This window comes from Pseudomonas sp. JL2, from assembly GCF_031570495.1.
Classification (GTDB): Bacteria; Pseudomonadota; Gammaproteobacteria; order Pseudomonadales; family Pseudomonadaceae; genus Aquipseudomonas; species Aquipseudomonas rhizophila.
Genome location: NZ_JAKUDH010000036.1, coordinates 1 through 16,758, shown reverse-complemented (window position 1 = coordinate 16,758; position 16,758 = coordinate 1). Strand labels below are relative to the sequence as shown.

13 protein-coding genes are annotated in these 16,758 nt (G+C 59.9%); 5 read left to right on the top strand and 8 right to left on the bottom strand.

Going from position 1 to position 16,758, the window contains the following annotated elements; genetic code table 11:
* The first annotated feature begins 6 nt into the window (after window positions 1-6).
* The 4 genes from asd to MKS85_RS27440 all read left to right on the top strand — a co-directional run bounded on the left by asd (window position 7) and on the right by MKS85_RS27440 (window position 4,672).
* Complete coding sequence (gene asd / locus MKS85_RS27455; RefSeq protein WP_139048567.1) at window positions 7-870, top strand: archaetidylserine decarboxylase; 864 nt, start codon at window positions 7-9, stop codon at window positions 868-870.
* Between the two features lie 104 nt (window positions 871-974).
* Window positions 975-2,192: an O-antigen ligase gene (locus tag MKS85_RS27450; RefSeq protein ID WP_139048568.1), complete on the top strand. Its 1,218-nt coding sequence runs from the start codon at window positions 975-977 to the stop codon at window positions 2,190-2,192.
* Complete coding sequence (locus MKS85_RS27445; protein WP_139048569.1) at window positions 2,182-2,778, top strand: serine acetyltransferase; 597 nt, start codon at window positions 2,182-2,184, stop codon at window positions 2,776-2,778. The genes MKS85_RS27450 and MKS85_RS27445 overlap by 11 nt, the downstream gene beginning before the upstream one ends.
* A 133-nt stretch (window positions 2,779-2,911) precedes the next feature.
* Window positions 2,912-4,672, top strand: coding sequence for a molecular chaperone (locus MKS85_RS27440; protein ID WP_139048570.1), 1,761 nt, complete (start codon window positions 2,912-2,914; stop codon window positions 4,670-4,672).
* A gap of 92 nt (window positions 4,673-4,764) precedes the next feature.
* On the opposite strand, the gene serB is transcribed toward MKS85_RS27440, so the two are convergent.
* A complete protein-coding gene (gene serB, locus MKS85_RS27435; protein ID WP_188252160.1) occupies window positions 4,765-5,979 on the bottom strand; it encodes a phosphoserine phosphatase SerB in 1,215 nt (404 codons plus the stop codon).
* Window positions 5,980-6,112: 133 nt separating this feature from the next.
* On the opposite strand from serB, the gene MKS85_RS27430 reads away from it, so the two are divergent.
* Window positions 6,113-7,630, top strand: coding sequence for an AhpA/YtjB family protein (locus MKS85_RS27430; protein ID WP_047227293.1), 1,518 nt, complete (start codon window positions 6,113-6,115; stop codon window positions 7,628-7,630).
* A gap of 237 nt (window positions 7,631-7,867) precedes the next feature.
* Here the strand turns inward: MKS85_RS27430 and MKS85_RS27425 are convergent, their stop codons facing one another.
* From MKS85_RS27425 to MKS85_RS27395, 7 genes are all read right to left on the bottom strand, one after another.
* Entirely contained in the window at window positions 7,868-8,572 is a 705-nt protein-coding gene (locus MKS85_RS27425; RefSeq protein WP_188252161.1) for a membrane integrity-associated transporter subunit PqiC, read from the bottom strand.
* A 179-nt stretch (window positions 8,573-8,751) separates the two neighbouring features.
* A complete protein-coding gene (parC, locus tag MKS85_RS27420) occupies window positions 8,752-11,016 on the bottom strand; it encodes a DNA topoisomerase IV subunit A (RefSeq protein WP_047227291.1) in 2,265 nt (754 codons plus the stop codon).
* A 10-nt stretch (window positions 11,017-11,026) separates the two neighbouring features.
* Window positions 11,027-11,548: a TIGR02281 family clan AA aspartic protease gene (locus MKS85_RS27415; protein WP_076382906.1), complete on the bottom strand. Its 522-nt coding sequence runs from the start codon at window positions 11,546-11,548 to the stop codon at window positions 11,027-11,029.
* Window positions 11,545-12,531, bottom strand: a complete 987-nt coding sequence (locus MKS85_RS27410; protein ID WP_188252162.1) for an esterase-like activity of phytase family protein — start codon at window positions 12,529-12,531, stop codon at window positions 11,545-11,547. The genes MKS85_RS27415 and MKS85_RS27410 overlap by 4 nt, the downstream gene beginning before the upstream one ends.
* Window positions 12,531-14,435, bottom strand: a complete 1,905-nt coding sequence (parE, locus tag MKS85_RS27405; RefSeq protein WP_047227288.1) for a DNA topoisomerase IV subunit B — start codon at window positions 14,433-14,435, stop codon at window positions 12,531-12,533. Before parE ends, MKS85_RS27410 begins: the two co-directional genes overlap by 1 nt.
* A gap of 41 nt (window positions 14,436-14,476) precedes the next feature.
* Window positions 14,477-15,085 carry a YqiA/YcfP family alpha/beta fold hydrolase gene (locus tag MKS85_RS27400; protein ID WP_047227287.1) on the bottom strand — a complete coding sequence of 203 codons (609 nt, stop codon included), beginning with the start codon at window positions 15,083-15,085 and terminating at the stop codon, window positions 14,477-14,479.
* Window positions 15,086-15,852: 767 nt separating this feature from the next.
* Window positions 15,853-16,209, bottom strand: a complete 357-nt coding sequence (locus tag MKS85_RS27395) for a DUF6124 family protein (protein WP_188252163.1) — start codon at window positions 16,207-16,209, stop codon at window positions 15,853-15,855.
* Window positions 16,210-16,758 lie beyond the last annotated feature (549 nt).

The following is a 16,758-nucleotide window of genomic DNA, read 5'->3' as shown; positions in this document are numbered from 1 at the left end:
CAGTTAATGAAAAACCGCTTGTTCATCCTCAGCCAATACCTGCTACCCCACCACCTGCTGTCTCGGCTGGCCGGCTGCATTGCCGAATGCCGCGTGCGCTGGTTCAAGAACGCCTTCACCCAATGGTTCGCCAAACGTTATCAGGTGGACATGTCCCAGGCGCTGGTCGAAGACCTCACGGCCTACGAGCACTTCAATGCGTTCTTCACCCGAGCGCTGAAAGAAGGCGCCCGCCCGCTGGACCCAACACCGGGGGCTATCCTCAGCCCCGCCGACGGTGCCGTCAGCCAACTCGGCCCCATCGAGCACGGCCGGGTATTCCAGGCCAAGGGCCACAGCTTCAGCGTGCTGGAACTGCTGGGCGGCGATGCAGCCAACGCAGCGCCGTTCATGGGCGGCGATTTCGCCACCATCTACCTGTCGCCCAAGGACTATCACCGCGTGCACATGCCACTGGCCGGCACCCTGCGGGAAATGGTCTACATCCCGGGACGGATTTTCTCGGTGAACCAGACCACCGCCGAAAACGTTCCGGAACTGTTCGCCCGTAACGAGCGCGTGGCGTGCATTTTCGACACCGAGCGCGGGCCGATGGCCGTGGTGCTGGTGGGCGCGATGATCGTTGCGTCCATCGAAACCGTCTGGGCCGGCCTGGTGACGCCACCCAAGCGCGAACTGAAAACCTTCCGTTACGACGAAGCCGCCCGGGCGCCGATCCACCTGGAGAAAGGCGCCGAGCTGGGCCGCTTCAAACTGGGATCGACCGCCATCGTGCTGTTCGGCCCGAACCAGGTGCAATGGGTCGAAGACCTGGTGGCCGGTTCGCCGGTGCAGATGGGCCAGGGGCTGGCACTGCCTCAGCTTGATTAAAGGGAGGCGGCTCGACTGGATTGAGCCGCCTTCTCTCAAGCGAGACTTCCACTGCTCCGAAAAAATCTGACGAAGCTATTATCTATTACCCCTGGAAAACAGGCATGAAGAGTTCGGCTGTTTTAAGATACACATTGTTCATTTTAACGATCGGATTCACTACACACCTAACCGGGTTACTCTTCATCGTTGACGGCAGTACTTACACGACCATATCCAATCTTGGTCTTTTCCTGCCTGCGTTGATTTTATGTATTGGCGACACAGACCTGCGCAGAAGCCTTACCCAAAAACGATATCGACCCATTCTTCTACTGCTTGCCTTTTCTATGCTAATGGCATTGCTGAACCCCAACGCAGCGACATCTGCTTTTATACAATTCAAAACCGTGCTGTATATTACCCTGTACTTGGGTGCAATCCATATATTGAACAGGGAGGGACTACTTGAAAAATGCCTCACCCTTACCTTTGTAGTGGCGGGACTCTTTGCCATTGCTGGCTTGCTGATCCACTCCGTGCAACACGGGCAGAACATCCTGTTCAGTGGCAAGCGAATATTTAGCCTGGGTTATGGCGATTACGCGAATTTCAAGAACCCCATCATTGCCGCTCTTTACTTTGGTTTTTTTGGTATCTACGGTTTTCACCTCCTGCTGACCAAAACCTTCGGTTTGTGGTCCAGAGTTCTATTCTCGGTGTGCATACTGGGCTTATCGATGTATCTGTTTTGCACCCTCTCCAGAGCTGTCTGGCTTGGATACGGCATGGCCGCCTGCACCACCATTCTTTTCCACCATAATTACAGATCAAGAAAATGGTTGTACCTGGCAGGTATATTTTTTATCGTTCTCGCGGCATGGTTATGGCCCATACTGATTCAGCAGCAAGGCCGTGGCTTCAGCCTGCGGGATGATATATGGGCCGGCTGGCTGAGCCGCTTTGGAGATTTCTGGATCTTCGGCGCGGGAGCAGGTCGTGATTTTGACTTCTGCATTGCCGGGACAGTATGTTTCAACCAAGCACACAACTTGCTCCTTCAGTTCTTTTATGAATTTGGGATCATGGGCGCTGCACTGATGCTCCTAACCATTTTTTACGCCTTCAAATACTCTCTGGACAAGAGAGCCTGGAGGCTTCCCATGGGTTCGATTGGTCTGCCTCTATTCTTATTTGGTATTACCGCCGCCCTGTTTGACTATCACACCGTATTCAACAGACCGGGTGTCTATTGGATTGTCTTCTGGTTACCGATCGGAATAATTCTCTCCCAAACAACCCGTCCAGTTGTCCCGCACAAAGAGGCGGCTCATGCTCATTGATATTTTCCGGTCAGCCAAGCGTTACTGGCACATCGAAATTCTGGGTGGCCTGGATAAACCGTTCAAATGGAGACGGCTTTTCCTGAAGTGCCATAAGATCAACAGATACCGTTATTTGTTCTGGTTTCGCCTGGCCTATGCCATGCATCAGCAAGACAGTAAATTCTGGAGACGACGCGGCAAGCTGCTCAACGAACGAATAAGCCGCCAATTCAACGTCGAGATCATGCTGGGAGCCAGCATCGGGGAAGGACTTTGGATTGCCCACCCGAACGGAATAGTCATAACCTCCCATGCCATTATCGGGAAAGACTTCAGGATCTGGCAAAACTGCACACTTGGCATTAAGGGACAACGCGAATTCGCGGCATTGCGCATTGGCGATGGAGTAAGGGTTCACGCACACGCGTGCATTATTTCTGATGATCTCGAGCTGGGTGACAATGTCATTATTGGCGCCGGTGCTTTCGTCAACAAGAGCGTACCGTCCAACCACATGTACATCACTAAGAGCGTAGGTGAAATGAAGCGGTACGATCCTCAATCAATGGGTCGCCTGCAAAACCAGACGAAAAAAGGGGGCTGAAGAAGCGCAACCGCTCTTCGATTGCACCTCGAGCAATGAGCGTCCAACGAACGTCGATACCACACGCTCTTTCGGCCACAGCTGCTAGAGTTGGGAACATCCCTTTCATTTCCCGACGGAGCCCATCCACGGCATGAATGAGACCAGCCCTCTCCAGCTTTCGCGCGTTCTGACACCGACCCAGTCGCGCCTGTCGTTCTGCGACGCCACGCCGCGCGACCTCAAGCGCTGGATCGCCAACCTGCCCAAGGCCAATATCGGCGAAACCGCACGCCTGTTGTACCAGGCCATCGGCGAACTCAACCAACTGCTCACCCCCAGCGAGAATCGCCTGCTACTGCTCGAATTGTTGCGGCCCGAGGTGTATTACGTCTGCAAACACCTGGAGCGGCATTTTTTGCAACAGGCCATCGTTCTGGATGAGCGCTCGCGCAAGATCGTCAACCTGTGCCAGGCCCTGCAAACCCAATTGGCCATGGGTTACAAACAGATCGTCGCGCGCATCTCGCCGAAATACTCCAAGGACCGCGCCCGACTGCTGAGCACCGCGCTGCAACGCGCGATGCATGCGCTGGACGGCACGCTGCTGCGTATCAGCCAGTTGTATAGCCCGGTACCCGAAGGGCTGTGGCTCGATTTGCATCAGTTGTACCGAATCGCCTGCCACCATCGGCTGCAACACCTCAGCGTCAGCGATGAACTGGCCAGCCAGGTGCATCAGTTGAATGTTGAGCAAACCTACGTGGTCGCCCTGCTGCTGGGCACCTCACGCAGCAATCAACTGCGCCAGGGCCAGATTGCGCGACTCGTCGAGGTGCTCGAATCCTGGAGTCAGAAGGTCACGCTGGACCCGGCCACCACCGCCACGAGCCTGTTCGCCGTTGCACCGCAACTGGATATCGGACCGCGCTATCGGTCCAAGTTCAGGGCCGAGCAACAGCCCAGCCTGCTGGGTTTCGATCCGCAGCCGCTGGTGCGCGCCATTGCCACTCATCTGGAACAACCCGACGATCACACCTTGCCCGTGCCTGGCGCAATGAACGCCGACACCTTGCATCACCTGCAAGCGGCCTGGGGCGAAGCGGTCGAACGCAGCTTCCAGCGCACGGAGGGCAACGGCACGCTGACGCTCTGCGTGGGCATGAGCGCTTTGCACTATTACCTGGGCGGCGAGCGCTCTTTCAGCGAAATCCTGAAGGACTCTGCAACGCGCAAGGCCCGGTTCGAGGCCACACCGACCAAGACCAACGACACCTGGAGCCAGGCTTTCGACGCAGCTGCGACCGGTGACAGTGATCTGTTGCCCTATGAAGAAATCGAGTACCCGGTCAATCCGGCCGATGACGACGGCGCCAGCTCCGACAACCAGCACCACTTCGCGACCTACGACCTGCCCATCATCAATCACAGCCCCGGAGGTTACTGCCTCGGCTGGCCGAAGGAGGTGCCTGAGCAACTGCAGGCCGGGGAAATGGTCGGCATTCGCGACACTAACGATCAAGCCTGGAGCATCGCCGTGGTGCGCTGGATCAGGCAAGTGCGCAATGGCGCCATGCAAATGGGTATCGAGCTGGTCGCGCCTCATGCCCAGCCTTGCGGGCTGCAACTGGTACGAGAGAAGGATGAGCATGGTCACTACCTGCGAGGGCTGCTGCTGCCTGAGATCAGCGCTATTGACCTGCCTCCCACCATGATCGCGCCCCGTCTGCCTTTCCAGGAAGGCCAGCAAGTGCTGATCAACACCAACGGCCAGGAACGCCGCGCCAGCCTGGACCGACGGGTGACCAGCACGCACAGCTTCAACCAGTTTGCTTATCGACAGGAAGACTCAGCGACCACCGGAGATGGCCACGACAATGAAGGGGATTTTGATTCGTTGTGGAAGTCGCTTTAGACCGCCAATACATAACCCTTTGTGAAGAGAGAGCTCTCTGTGGGAGCAAAACTTGCTCCCACAGATAAATCCCCTTGCCACAGGAGATTGAGTCAGAGCTGCCCGTCGCGATCCCTGAAGCCCAGCAGATACAACACCCCATCCAACCCGAGGGTGGAGATCGCCTGCCGGGCCGACTGCTTGACCAGCGGCTTGGCGCGGAACGCCACGCCCAGACCGGCGATCGCCAGCATTGGCAGGTCATTGGCGCCGTCGCCGACGGCGATGGTCTGTTCCAGGCGCAGGCCTTCCTTCTCGGCCAGTTCGCGCAACAGATCCGCCTTGCGCTGGGCATCGACGATCGGTTCGACGGCCACGCCCGTGACCTTGCCATCCACGACTTCCAGTTCATTGGCGAACACGTAGTCGATGCCGAGTTTGGCCTGCAACTGCTTGGCAAAGTAGGTGAAGCCCCCGGACAGGATCGCGGTCTTGTAGCCCAGACGCTTGAGTTCGGCGAACAGGGTTTCGGCGCCCTCGGTCAGGCGCAAGGAAGCGCCGATGGAGTCCAGCACGCTGACGTCCAGCCCCTTGAGTAGCGCCAGGCGCTCCTTGAAGCTGGCGCGAAAATCCAACTCGCCGGCCATGGCTCGCTCAGTGATGGCCGACACCTTGTCGCCCACGCCGGCGGCCTTGGCCAGTTCGTCGATGACTTCGGCTTCAATCAGCGTCGAATCCATGTCAAACACCGCCAGGCGGCGGTTGCGGCGGAACAGCGAGTCTTCCTGGAACGCGATGTCGACATTCAACTCCTGGGCCACGCTGAGGAACTCGGCACGCAGCGCCTGGGGATCGGCCGGCTCGCCGCGCACGGAGAATTCGATGCAGCCCTTGCCCTTGTCATCCGGCGTATCCAGCGGCATGCGCCCGGACAAACGGTCGATGTGGTCGATGTTCAGGTCGTATTTGGCAGTGATCGAACTGACCCGCTGCAATTGCTCGGCGGTAACCTTGCGGGTCAACAGGGTCACGATGTGACGCTTCTTGCCCTGGCCATTGACCCAATACTGGTAATCGGCTTCGGACACCGGGGTGAAACGCACCTGTTGGTCGAGTTTGTAGGCGGTGAACAGGATGTCCTTGAGCACCGACTTGCTTTGCTCGGCGTCCGGGATTTCAACCAGGATGCCGAACGACAGTGTGTCGTGAATCACCGCCTGACCAATGTCGAGAATGTTCACACCACCCTGGGCCAGAACGCCGGTAATGGCCGCAGTCAGACCCGGACGGTCACTGCCAGTGATGTTTATCAGGACGATTTCGCGCAAGGCGCACCCCCGCAGGTGGAAAAAAACCGCATTCTACCCACTTTCAGTGACCATCGGGCACCGTCGGTGCTTTGCCGGTCATGGGCCTGTCGCTATACTGCGCGTCAATTTCACGGACAAAGAGCCGAGCTCAGTGAACCGGCCCACGCCAGTCAAAACCGACAATTTCTTTCTGCTGATCTTCCGTGCACTGCGCCACCGTCGCGTGCCGATTGCATTGCGCATTGCCAGCCATAACGTGATCCTGGTCGCCCTGGCCCTGGTGATCTATGCCTGTGTGATGGGCCTGCAGTTCAAGCAGGCAATGCACGAGCAGGCCGATGCCCTGGGCGAAAGCCTGACCACGCAGACCGCCACGTCCGCCACCGAGCTACTGGTGTCCAACGACATCCTCAGCCTCAACGTGCTGCTCAACAACCTCACCAAAAACAAACTGGTGGCCCACGCCGCCATTTATAGCGTGGACAACCGCATCCTCGCCGAAGCCGGCCAGCGTCCCAAGCCGGGCCTGCTGGGCGAATCCGGCGGCATGTACCAGAGCAGGATCACTTTCCAGGACGTGACCGCCGGGCAACTGCGCATCAGCCTGGACATGGACCAGTTCCAGCAGCCGATGACCATCAGCCTGCAAAGCATGGGCATCCTCAGCGCGATATTGCTCGCGCTGGCGCTGGCCTTGAGCTTGCGCCTGGGACGGCACATCTCTACGCCATTGCTGCAACTGCGGGTCTGGCTGCGGGATATCGACGAGCACACCCCAGCGACCCAGCGCCAGGACGAAATTGGCGATCTGGCTCGGCAACTGCACGCCAGCTTCGCCCCGGAACCTGCCCCCGTGCCGGAGCCTGAAGACATCGACTACAGTGACGACGACGAAGCCGAACCAGGTTTCGAAGTGCGTAACCTGCGGGACCCGGACTTCGATGAAAGCCAACCTCTACCCGCCTCCAGGCCCGGGCCACGCCGCGTGGTCCGCACGGTAGAGGACGATGAAGACGACGATGCTTTCGCCGACCTGCGTGACGACTCAATCGCCGATGAGCCGCAATCGGTCGCCAGACCCGTCGCCTCGGACCTGCCCCAACACAGTGCCGTGCTGGCCGTGCAACTGGGCGCCCAGGACCAACTGCGCCGGCTGCCCCAGGCGCGCCTGAAGGAACTGCTTGAGCGTTACCGCGACTGCCTCGACCAAGCCGCATCGCTGTATCAGGGCCAACTGCACACCCTGAACGATGGCAGCACGCTGATGCTGTTCCATACCGAGGACAGCGGTGATGACTACCTCACCAACGCCATTTGCTGCGGTGAGTTGCTCCGAGCCCTGGGCCACCAGTTGCAGATCGAAGTCGCCGACAGCGGCATCACCCTGCAATTGCAGTTGGGCCTGACCTTGGGTGACGGGCTGTTCGGCCTGAGCCAGATCGACCTGCTGCTGACCGAAACCGCCCAGGACGCCCTGGCCCTGTCGCAGCACAGCCGCAACCTGCTGCTGGTGGAGCGCAAGATCAACGACGACGCCCTGATCCGCCAGCGCGCCCGCATCCGCCCTATCGCCAGCCCGGAAGGCGCATGCTGCGTCGAGCGACTGATGGAGCCTTATCCGTCGATGCTGGAGCGACAACTGGCGCGGATGCATGAGCGTCAGGCCTGAGCCTCAACACCTGAAATGACGAAGCCCGCAGATGAATGATTGTCTGCGGGCTTTTTTGTGGCCTTCGCCTACCTCATCGCGAGCAAGCTCGCTCCCACAGGGACCTCTGCTAGCCACAGATCCAGTGTGGGAGCGAGCCTGCTCGCAATGAGGCCGGCATAGACACCCGAGACTGCACCCCACAGAAACAACAAAGCCCGCATCAACGCGGGCTTTGTTTTGCATCCAGTTCAACCATCAGAACCTGAACACTTCCATGTCCGTACGGATCGGCAAGGCCATTGGAATCTTGTCCTTTTCCTTCTCGACCTTTTTGGTCGCTGCAGGAGCAGATTTGCGCGGCACCTCTGCGACAGGCGGCTGGTTGGCCAAAGGCTTGAGCGCCACGGACAGTTGCTCGGCCAGACGCTGCAGCAGCACGCCCTGAGCCTGAACCTGCGCCGCGGTACCGCCGGCATGTTGCTCCTGCAGATGAATGATCCGGTTCTCGCGAACCTTTCCGCGACGATCGATCAGGCGCCACTGGGCATCCAGTACCGCCGGTTGCGATTCGCCCGAATCCAGCCGGGTAATCGACAGCAAGACCTGAACATCCGGGGTAAAGCCCTGGGTGGCCGGCGCGAGTACTACGCGCTGGCTGTCCAGATGCCCGGCGACCTGACGCAGCAACAGCTGGTCAATGTCCGACGACAGGCTGCCGGCCCAACGACCGTCGGTGGCGGCCTGCAGGCTGCCGTCCGATTGGCGTTGCAATAGGGTTTCACGTTGCAGGTAATCGGCAATCAATACCGGGCCCAGTAATACCGCCATGCCTGCGCTTTGTGCAGGCTGGGCCGGGTTTCCGCTGTCGAGTTGATACAGCGACACTGGCTGATTGACGCTACAGCCCGCCAGGCCAAGCAGGCCGGCGAGCCACAAAATAGGAAGGCGCAGAGCAGTCATCGTCCCGTCCAGGTGGCGGCCACAAGGCTTACCACAGTGAAAAAATACTCGGTCAATATGAAGAACGCTCGGCCACGCCGGCGCTTGAAAGGGCCTATCATCCGTGAATATGCGCTCCGACTCCAGCGCGAAAGTGCCGATCTGCGGCTTTTAATCGCAGACCGAGCGCTCTAGCACGCTTAATTGAGGTTTTCGACGAGCAGTGCATCGACCCGCTGAAACCCTCTCGGAAGCTTGTTGCCCCGCCGACCGCGTTCACCTTTGTAGTGTTCAAGATCGTCTGCCTTCAACGAAAGCGTACGCTTTCCAGCCTGCAGCACAAGCGTGGCGCCTTCCGGCAACACTGCAATATCCGTGACATATTCCTCACGACTTGCCACCCGTTCGCCGGAAATACCGATGATCTTGTTGCCTTTACCTTTACCCAACTGTGGCAAGTCACTGATTTTGAAGACCAGCAACCGACCTTCGGTCGTCACCGAAGCCAGCCAGTTGTTCTCACGATCGGACACAGGTCGCGGCGCTATGACCTTGGCGTTATTCGGCAGGCTCAACAACGCCTTGCCCGCCTTGTTCTTGGCTTGCAGGTCCTCACCCTTGACGACAAACCCGTAGCCAGCGTCCGACGCAATAACGTACAGCCCGTCATCATCAGGCATCAGCACGCATTCAAAAGTTGCACCCGGTGGAGGAGTTAATCGACCGGTCAGTGGCTCGCCCTGTCCGCGAGCCGATGGCAGGGTATGCGCCGGCACCGAATAACTGCGCCCGGTGGAGTCGACGAACACCGCAAACTGGTTGGAACGCCCGGCCGCCAGGGCCTTGAAGCCATCCCCGGCCTTGTAGGAAAGCCCCGTCGCGTCAATATCATGACCTTTGGCAGAGCGTACCCAACCTTTTTCTGACAGCACGACAGTCACTTTCTCGTTCGGCAGCAGATCGTGCTCACTCAGCGCCTTGGCTTCGGCGCGCTCGACGATAGGCGAGCGACGGTCGTCGCCGTAGGTTTCGGCGTCCTTGAGCAGTTCGGTGCGCACCAGCTTCTTGAGCTTGGCTTCGCTGCCCAGCAAGGCTTGCAGCTTGGCCTGCTCCTTGAGCAGTTCATCCTGCTCGGCCCGCAGCTTCATCTCTTCCAGCCGCGCCAGTTGCCGCAGGCGGGTATCGAGAATGTAGTCAGCCTGGATTTCGCTCAAGGCGAAACGCTCGATCAGGCTGGCCTTGGGGTGCTCCTCGGTACGGATGATATGAATCACTTCATCCAGGTTGAGGTAGGCAATCAGCAAACCGTCCAACAGGTGCAGGCGACGTTCGACCTTGTCCAGGCGAAATTGCAGGCGCCGGCGCACGGTCTTGACCCGGAACTCCAGCCATTCCACCAGCAGCGCCCGCAGGTTTTTCAGCTGTGGCTTGCCGTCCAGACCGATGATGTTGATGTTGACCCGGTAGCTGGACTCAAGATCGGTACTGGCAAACAGGTGCTGCATCAGCGCGTCATGATCAACCCGACTGTTGACCGGAATAATCACGATCCGGCAGGGGTTCTCGTGGTCGGATTCGTCGCGCAGGTCAGCGACTTGCGGTGCTTTCGACGGTTTTGCCTGCATCATCGCGGCAATCTGTTCCAGCACCTTGGCCCCGGAAACCTGGTGCGGCAGGGCGGTGACGATGATGTCGCCATCTTCGATGTGGTACACCGCGCGCATACGCACCGAACCGCGACCGGTTTCGTAGATCTTCAGCAGGTCGGCGCGCGGGGTGATGATTTCCGCTTCGGTTGGGTAGTCCGGGCCCTGAATGTGTTCGCAGAGCTGCTCCACCGTGGCTTTGGGCTCGTCCAGCAAGCGCACGCACGCGGTGGCCACTTCCCGCAGGTTGTGGGGCGGCACATCGGTGGCCATGCCCACGGCGATACCGGTGGTGCCATTGAGCAGGATGTTCGGCAAACGCGCTGGCAACACCAGAGGTTCATCGAGAGTACCGTCGAAGTTCGGCCCCCAGTCTGCGGTGCCTTGGCCCAGCTCGCTGAGCAGCACCTCGGAATAACGCGACAGCCGCGCCTCGGTGTAACGCATGGCAGCGAAAGACTTGGGATCGTCTGGCGCACCCCAGTTCCCCTGGCCGTCCACCAGGGTGTAGCGGTAGCTGAACGGCTGGGCCATCAGCACCATGGCTTCGTAGCAGGCCGAGTCACCGTGAGGATGGAACTTACCGAGCACGTCACCGACGGTACGCGCCGACTTCTTGTGCTTGGAATCGGCATCCAGCCCCAGCTCACTCATGGCGTAGATGATCCGCCGCTGAACCGGCTTCAGACCGTCGCCGATGTGCGGCAAGGCGCGGTCCATGATCACGTACATGGAGTAATTGAGGTAGGCATTTTCGGTGAAGTCAGCCAGCGACCGGCGCTCTACGCCGTCTAAGCTGTCTGCAAGAATGTCGCTCATGCGGGCCTCATCAGTTCGTTGTCTGGCGCAGCAACATGGTGCCGCCGCGCTGGGTAAATTCAAGTTTGTTCAGGGCGCTCATGCCCAGCAGCACTTGCGTGCCGCCCAGGCCTGGCGCCACCAGGGCACGGACATCGCGCAATACGATGTCACCCAATTGCAAACGGTCGATACGGGTGCGATAACCCTCGCTCAAACCGTTGGCGGTGCTCAACGTCACACCGAAACCTTTTTCCAGCTTGAGGCGCGCGGCCAGCTCCTGCGGGATCGCCACGTCCGTGGCGCCGGTGTCGAGCATGAAGTCCACCGGTTGGCCGTTGATCTGGCCGCTGGCGACAAAATGCCCCTGTTTATTGCTGACCAGCTTCACCTCGATAAAACCTTCACCCTTTTGCGAATACACCTCGGTATTGGGATTCTGCGCACGCTGCTCCCACTGGGCAAAAAACCGCGTCGCCAGAAACAGCGCCGCGCACCAGGCCAGTATCATCAACACCCGGCCGGCGCGCTTGCCCGGCGGTTGCTGGCTCATGGCGTGGCGCCCCAACCACCGTCCGGCGCGGCAAAGCGCCAGATGATCGGCCGCCGTTCACCGTCGGCCCGTGCCCCGTCGTTGTTATCCAGACCAACCCAGGCGCCCTCGGCATCCACCACCAGCGCTTCGGCCAAGCCGTAGTTCTGTGAATAACGACGGTTTTCCTGCAACGCCTCGGCGGCGAACGACCAGCAACGCTCCACTTGAGCGGTTTGCGAGTCACGCCGGCAGATCTGATAAGCGTTGCGCTCCAGGGTAAACAGCTTGCCGTCGAACAGTGACAGATCGGCGAAATCCCGTGATACCGCCCGGGCATTGAGAAACTGCTCAGGTTGCATCTGCTTCCCCGCTTCACTGAGCAACACGCAGTTGCCGTCACACTCCCACACCGCTTGCTGACGCTTGATCAGCAACAACCCGCGACGCTCCCGCTCAGCGGCCAGCCATAGCTGATCACCGGCCGGATTGATCGCCAAGCCTTCAAACAACGCATTGAAATGCAGCAACATGCCGCTGGCCCGCGCTTGGCGGATCATCGCCGGTCCGATTTTCAACCAGGACGCGGCGCCCGTCGGCGACACCTGCAACACCGCTGCATGGGATTCACTGACCACGTAGCGATTGCCGGCACTGTCACAACTGATGCCTTCGAAATCCAGCTCGCCACCGCGCAGGTACGACGCCGCCCAGGTCCGCGATTTCAAACCCCACGGCAAACCGCTGTCCGGCACCGGCGGCACCTCGATTTCAACGGCTTCTGCCTGCCAGACCGGCGCATCAGAAGACTTGAGGCGGTAGATCCGATCGTCATCGCGATCCGACACCGTCCACATTTCACCCCCGCACACGGCCAGCCCGGACAAGTTACCGCCACGCAAATCCTCGACGGCATGCTCGGACAGCAACTTCAACTGCGGTGCAGGACCTGCGACCACCACCCCCGCCCACAGCAACAACGCCAGGGCGAAACCGTTACGCATCAGGCCAGCACCTCGGCCAGGTCCCCTTTGGATTCGAGCCAGGACTTGCGATCGCCAGCGCGTTTTTTCGCCAGCAGCATGTCCATCATTTCCGAGGTCGCTTCGAAATCATCCAGGGTCAACTGCACCAGGCGGCGCGTGTTCGGATCCATGGTGGTTTCGCGCAGTTGCGGCGGGTTCATCTCGCCAAGGCCCTTGAATCGGGTGACCTGCGGTTTGCCGCGTTTCTTTTCGGCCACCAAACGATCAAGAATGCCATCGCGCTCGGCTTCGTCCAGGGCGTAGTAAATCTCTTTGCCCAGGTCGATACGGTACAGCGGCGGCATCGCCACGTAGACGTGACCGGCGTCCACCAGCGGGCGGAAATGCTGGACGAACAACGCGCAGAGCAACGTGGCGATGTGCAGACCGTCGGAGTCGGCGTCGGCGAGGATGCAGATCTTGCCGTAACGCAGTTGGCTCATGTCCGCGGCGCCCGGATCGACACCGATGGCCACGGCAATGTTATGCACTTCCTGGCTGGCCAGCACTTCGCTGCCGTCCACTTCCCAGGTGTTGAGGATCTTGCCGCGCAACGGCAGGATCGCCTGGAACTCTTTGTCCCGCGCCTGCTTGGCCGAACCGCCGGCGGAATCACCTTCCACCAAAAACAGCTCGGAACGCATCGGGTCCTGCCCGGCACAGTCAGCTAGCTTGCCGGGCAACGCCGGCCCCTGGGTGATGCGCTTGCGCTCGACCTTCTTGCTGGCCTTGAGGCGCCGGCCGGCGTTGTTGATCGCCAGTTCTGCCAGGGCCAAGCCGGTTTCCGGGTTAGCGTTGAGCCACAGGCTGAACGCATCCTTGACCACCCCGGAAACAAACGCCGCTGCTTCGCGGGACGACAGGCGCTCCTTGGTCTGGCCGGAGAATTGCGGCTCTTGCATCTTCATCGACAATACGAAGGCAATGCGCTCCCAGACGTCTTCCGGCGCCAGCTTCACGCCACGGGGCAGCAGGTTGCGGAACTCGCAGAACTCGCGCATGGCGTCGAGCAAACCCTGGCGCAACCCGTTCACGTGGGTGCCGCCCTGAGCGGTGGGGATCAGGTTGACGTAGCTTTCCTGGACGCTTTCGCCACCTTCGGGCAGCCACAACAGCGCCCAGTCCACCGCTTCCTTGTTACCGGCCAGACTGCCGCAAAATGGCTCGTCCGGCAGGCGTTCGAAACCGTTGACCGCGTCCACCAGGTAAGAACGCAGGCCATCCTCGTAATGCCACTCGACTTTCTCGCCGGTGGCTTTGTCTTCGAAACTGACCAGCAGCCCCGGACACAACACGGCCTTGGCCTTGAGCACGTGCTTGAGGCGGGTGACGGAGAATTTAGGCGAATCGAAATACTTCGGGTCCGGCGCAAAATACACGCTGGTCCCGGTGTTGCGCTTGCCGACGGTGCCGACCACTTCCAGTTCGGTGGCCTTGTAGCCATCGGCGAACGTCATCTGGTACTCGTTGCCGTCACGCTTGACCCGCACGCGGACCAGGGTCGACAAGGCGTTGACCACGGAAATACCCACCCCGTGCAAACCGCCGGAGAACTGGTAGTTCTTGTTGGAAAACTTGCCGCCCGCGTGGAGCTTGGTGAGGATCAACTCGACGCCGGACACCCCCTCTTCAGGGTGAATGTCCACCGGCATGCCGCGACCGTCGTCGCTGACTTCCAGCGAATGGTCGGCGTGCAGGATGACCTGCACCGAACGGGCGTGCCCGGCCAAGGCTTCGTCGACACTGTTGTCGATGACTTCCTGGGCAAGGTGGTTCGGCCGACTGGTGTCGGTGTACATGCCGGGGCGCTTGCGCACCGGGTCGAGGCCCGAGAGGACTTCGATGGCGTCTGCGTTATAAGAGCTAGCGCTGGGAGTGGCCATGGGGTCTCGTCGTCAGTGTTCAATGAAAAAGAGGCGATGGCTCACAGCGACGTGAAGTCGATCGCCTGGTACAAATCGGCGCCAATGCCGGCAAAACTCAACAGTGCCGGCAACTGCTGGGCAAACCCTTGAAAACTGTGGTCGCCGCCGGCCTGGATGCGCAAGGCACAGGCGCGGTAATACTGCTGGGCGTGGCGATAATCCAGCGTTTCGTCACCGGTTTGCAACCATACCTGATACCGCTGCGGATCCTGGGGCGCCGGCACTTCCAGTTCGGCCAGGGCCGTGACGTGGTCGTGGGTCAATTCCCAGGTTTCATCGGTGTACAAATTCTTCTGCGTGCCCAGGTAACCGTCGAACATCCGATGGGGGCTGACCGCAGGGTTGACCAGCAGGGCCTTGAGCCCGTGGCGCTCGGCCAAGTGAGTCGCATAGTAGCCGCCGAGCGAGCTGCCGACCAGCAGTGGGCGGCCCAGTTGTGCAATCGCCTGTTCCAGCTGACCGATGGCCTGGCGGGGGTGGTGATGCAAGGCGGGCACCTGTAGCTGGTCGCTGAGGCCGAGGCGTGCCATTACTTCGATCAACTGACTGGCCTTGGTCGACGCTGGGGCGCTGTTGAAGCCGTGGATGTAAAGGATCGAACCCGACATTGCCGACTCCCTGGGTGTTGGGCAAAGGGCGGAGTTTACAGGGAGATTGCGGTGATTGGGGGGGGATTTGCCCGTGTTGTCGCCTCCTATGATCCGTCGATCACAGCACCTGTGGGAGCGAGCCTGCTCGCGATGGCGGTCTGACTGAGTACATATCCATTGCTGAGGTAACGGCCACTTATGGTTCCGCTCTTACAGCGGGTCACTTTCGAAAAGCGCGAAAGTAACCAAAGCGCTTCTGCCCCACCACTCGGTGCCTCGCTTTGGCTCGGCATGCCCTCACTCCGGCATTGCTCCGTGGGCCCGCCGCGAAGGGCCATCCATGGCCCAGCGCGGCTATCCCGGCATCCATGCCGGGATGCCCACTCCACAAGGCCTGCGTTCGGCCAGCGTGGTTAACGGGGCGCCCAAGATCAACGTCCACCGCGAGGCGGCCTGAGAGCCGACCTGGCTTAGGGTGATCGCGTTTCTCCTGTGGGAGCGAGCTTGCTCGCGATGGCGATGGGTCTGCTTGCATCAATGCTGAATGTGCCGCTGCCATCGCGAGCAGGCTCGCTCCCACAGGGATTTGTGGTGAATGCGATACCTGAGAACAACTCGAAAAAAATGTGGGAGCGAGCCTGCTCGCGATGGCGGTGGACCAGCTTGCATCAGCGTTGGATGGACCACCATCTTCGCGAGCAAGCTCGCTCCCACAGTTGGATTGAAGTACTGCCACCGGAGACAGGTCGGCGATAAGTGCTCCCACACAATGCTTCTGCTCGGCGCTAGCGCGGATCGACGATATCCAACGCCCGGTTCGCCAACAATTCACTGAGTTCGATCATCTGCTGGACTCCCAGGGCGAAATGCCGACGCGAGCCTTCCAGGTCGAAGGTCAGGTCGCCGAGCATGGCGTTGGCGGAGGCTAGGGTTTCGCTGAGGTTGGCTAGGAGGGTTTCGGTGTCTGCGCTCTCCGCGACGGAGAACAATTGGCTTGAGGGTTGTTTCTTCTTGGGTTGGGGCTTGGGATCGAGATAATGGTCGATGGCGCGCTTGGCTGCATCATCAAGCATTGGAGGAATCTGGCTGGCTTCGGGAGAAATGGAATCGTTTTTTGTTGGCCCAGAGTTACTTTCAGACATGTTGAGCGCTCCATTAGGATTGAATAACGCCCCCTACTTTCGGGTTTCCAGGCCCGACCGCTGAATTTGCAGCGACGGAAAAAGACTAGCGACAGCCCTTCCCACCCGGCAACCGCCAGAACTCGTCGGAAAAATCTACTGCAGCCCGGAGGCCTGTCCGACCATTCCCACAATCCTGGTCGGCTGTCAGGCCGCCATCGCGAGCAAGCTCGCTCCCACACAGGTTTTTGGTCGTTTATACAATCAGTGTCCACCGCCGATCCCTGTGGGAGCCGAGCTTGCTCGCGATAGCGGTGAGTCTGCTTGCATCAATGCTGAATGTACCGCCGCCTTCGCGAGCAAGCTTTGCTCCCACAGATCCTGCTCAAACAAATCTGATGGGTGTACACCCGCTAAAACCAGGCCGGCTATCAGGCCGCCTCGCGGTGGAGGTTGATCTTGGGCGCCCCGTTAACCACGCTGGCCGAACGCAGGCATTGTGGAGTAGGCATCCCGGCATGGATGCCGAGATAGCCGCGCTGGGCCATGGATGGCCCTTCGCGGCGGGCC

Coding starts and splice junctions, on each gene's coding strand:
- asd (WP_139048567.1), top strand. CDS start 7: ATGAAAAACCGCTTGTTCATCCTCAGCCAATACCTGCTACCCCACCAC.
- MKS85_RS27450 (WP_139048568.1), top strand. CDS start 975: ATGAAGAGTTCGGCTGTTTTAAGATACACATTGTTCATTTTAACGATC.
- MKS85_RS27445 (WP_139048569.1), top strand. CDS start 2,182: ATGCTCATTGATATTTTCCGGTCAGCCAAGCGTTACTGGCACATCGAA.
- MKS85_RS27440 (WP_139048570.1), top strand. CDS start 2,912: ATGAATGAGACCAGCCCTCTCCAGCTTTCGCGCGTTCTGACACCGACC.
- MKS85_RS27425 (WP_188252161.1), bottom strand. CDS start 8,572: ATGACTGCTCTGCGCCTTCCTATTTTGTGGCTCGCCGGCCTGCTTGGC.
- parC (WP_047227291.1), bottom strand. CDS start 11,016: ATGAGCGACATTCTTGCAGACAGCTTAGACGGCGTAGAGCGCCGGTCG.
- MKS85_RS27415 (WP_076382906.1), bottom strand. CDS start 11,548: ATGAGCCAGCAACCGCCGGGCAAGCGCGCCGGCCGGGTGTTGATGATA.
- MKS85_RS27410 (WP_188252162.1), bottom strand. CDS start 12,531: ATGCGTAACGGTTTCGCCCTGGCGTTGTTGCTGTGGGCGGGGGTGGTG.
- parE (WP_047227288.1), bottom strand. CDS start 14,435: ATGGCCACTCCCAGCGCTAGCTCTTATAACGCAGACGCCATCGAAGTC.
- MKS85_RS27400 (WP_047227287.1), bottom strand. CDS start 15,085: ATGTCGGGTTCGATCCTTTACATCCACGGCTTCAACAGCGCCCCAGCG.
- MKS85_RS27395 (WP_188252163.1), bottom strand. CDS start 16,209: ATGTCTGAAAGTAACTCTGGGCCAACAAAAAACGATTCCATTTCTCCC.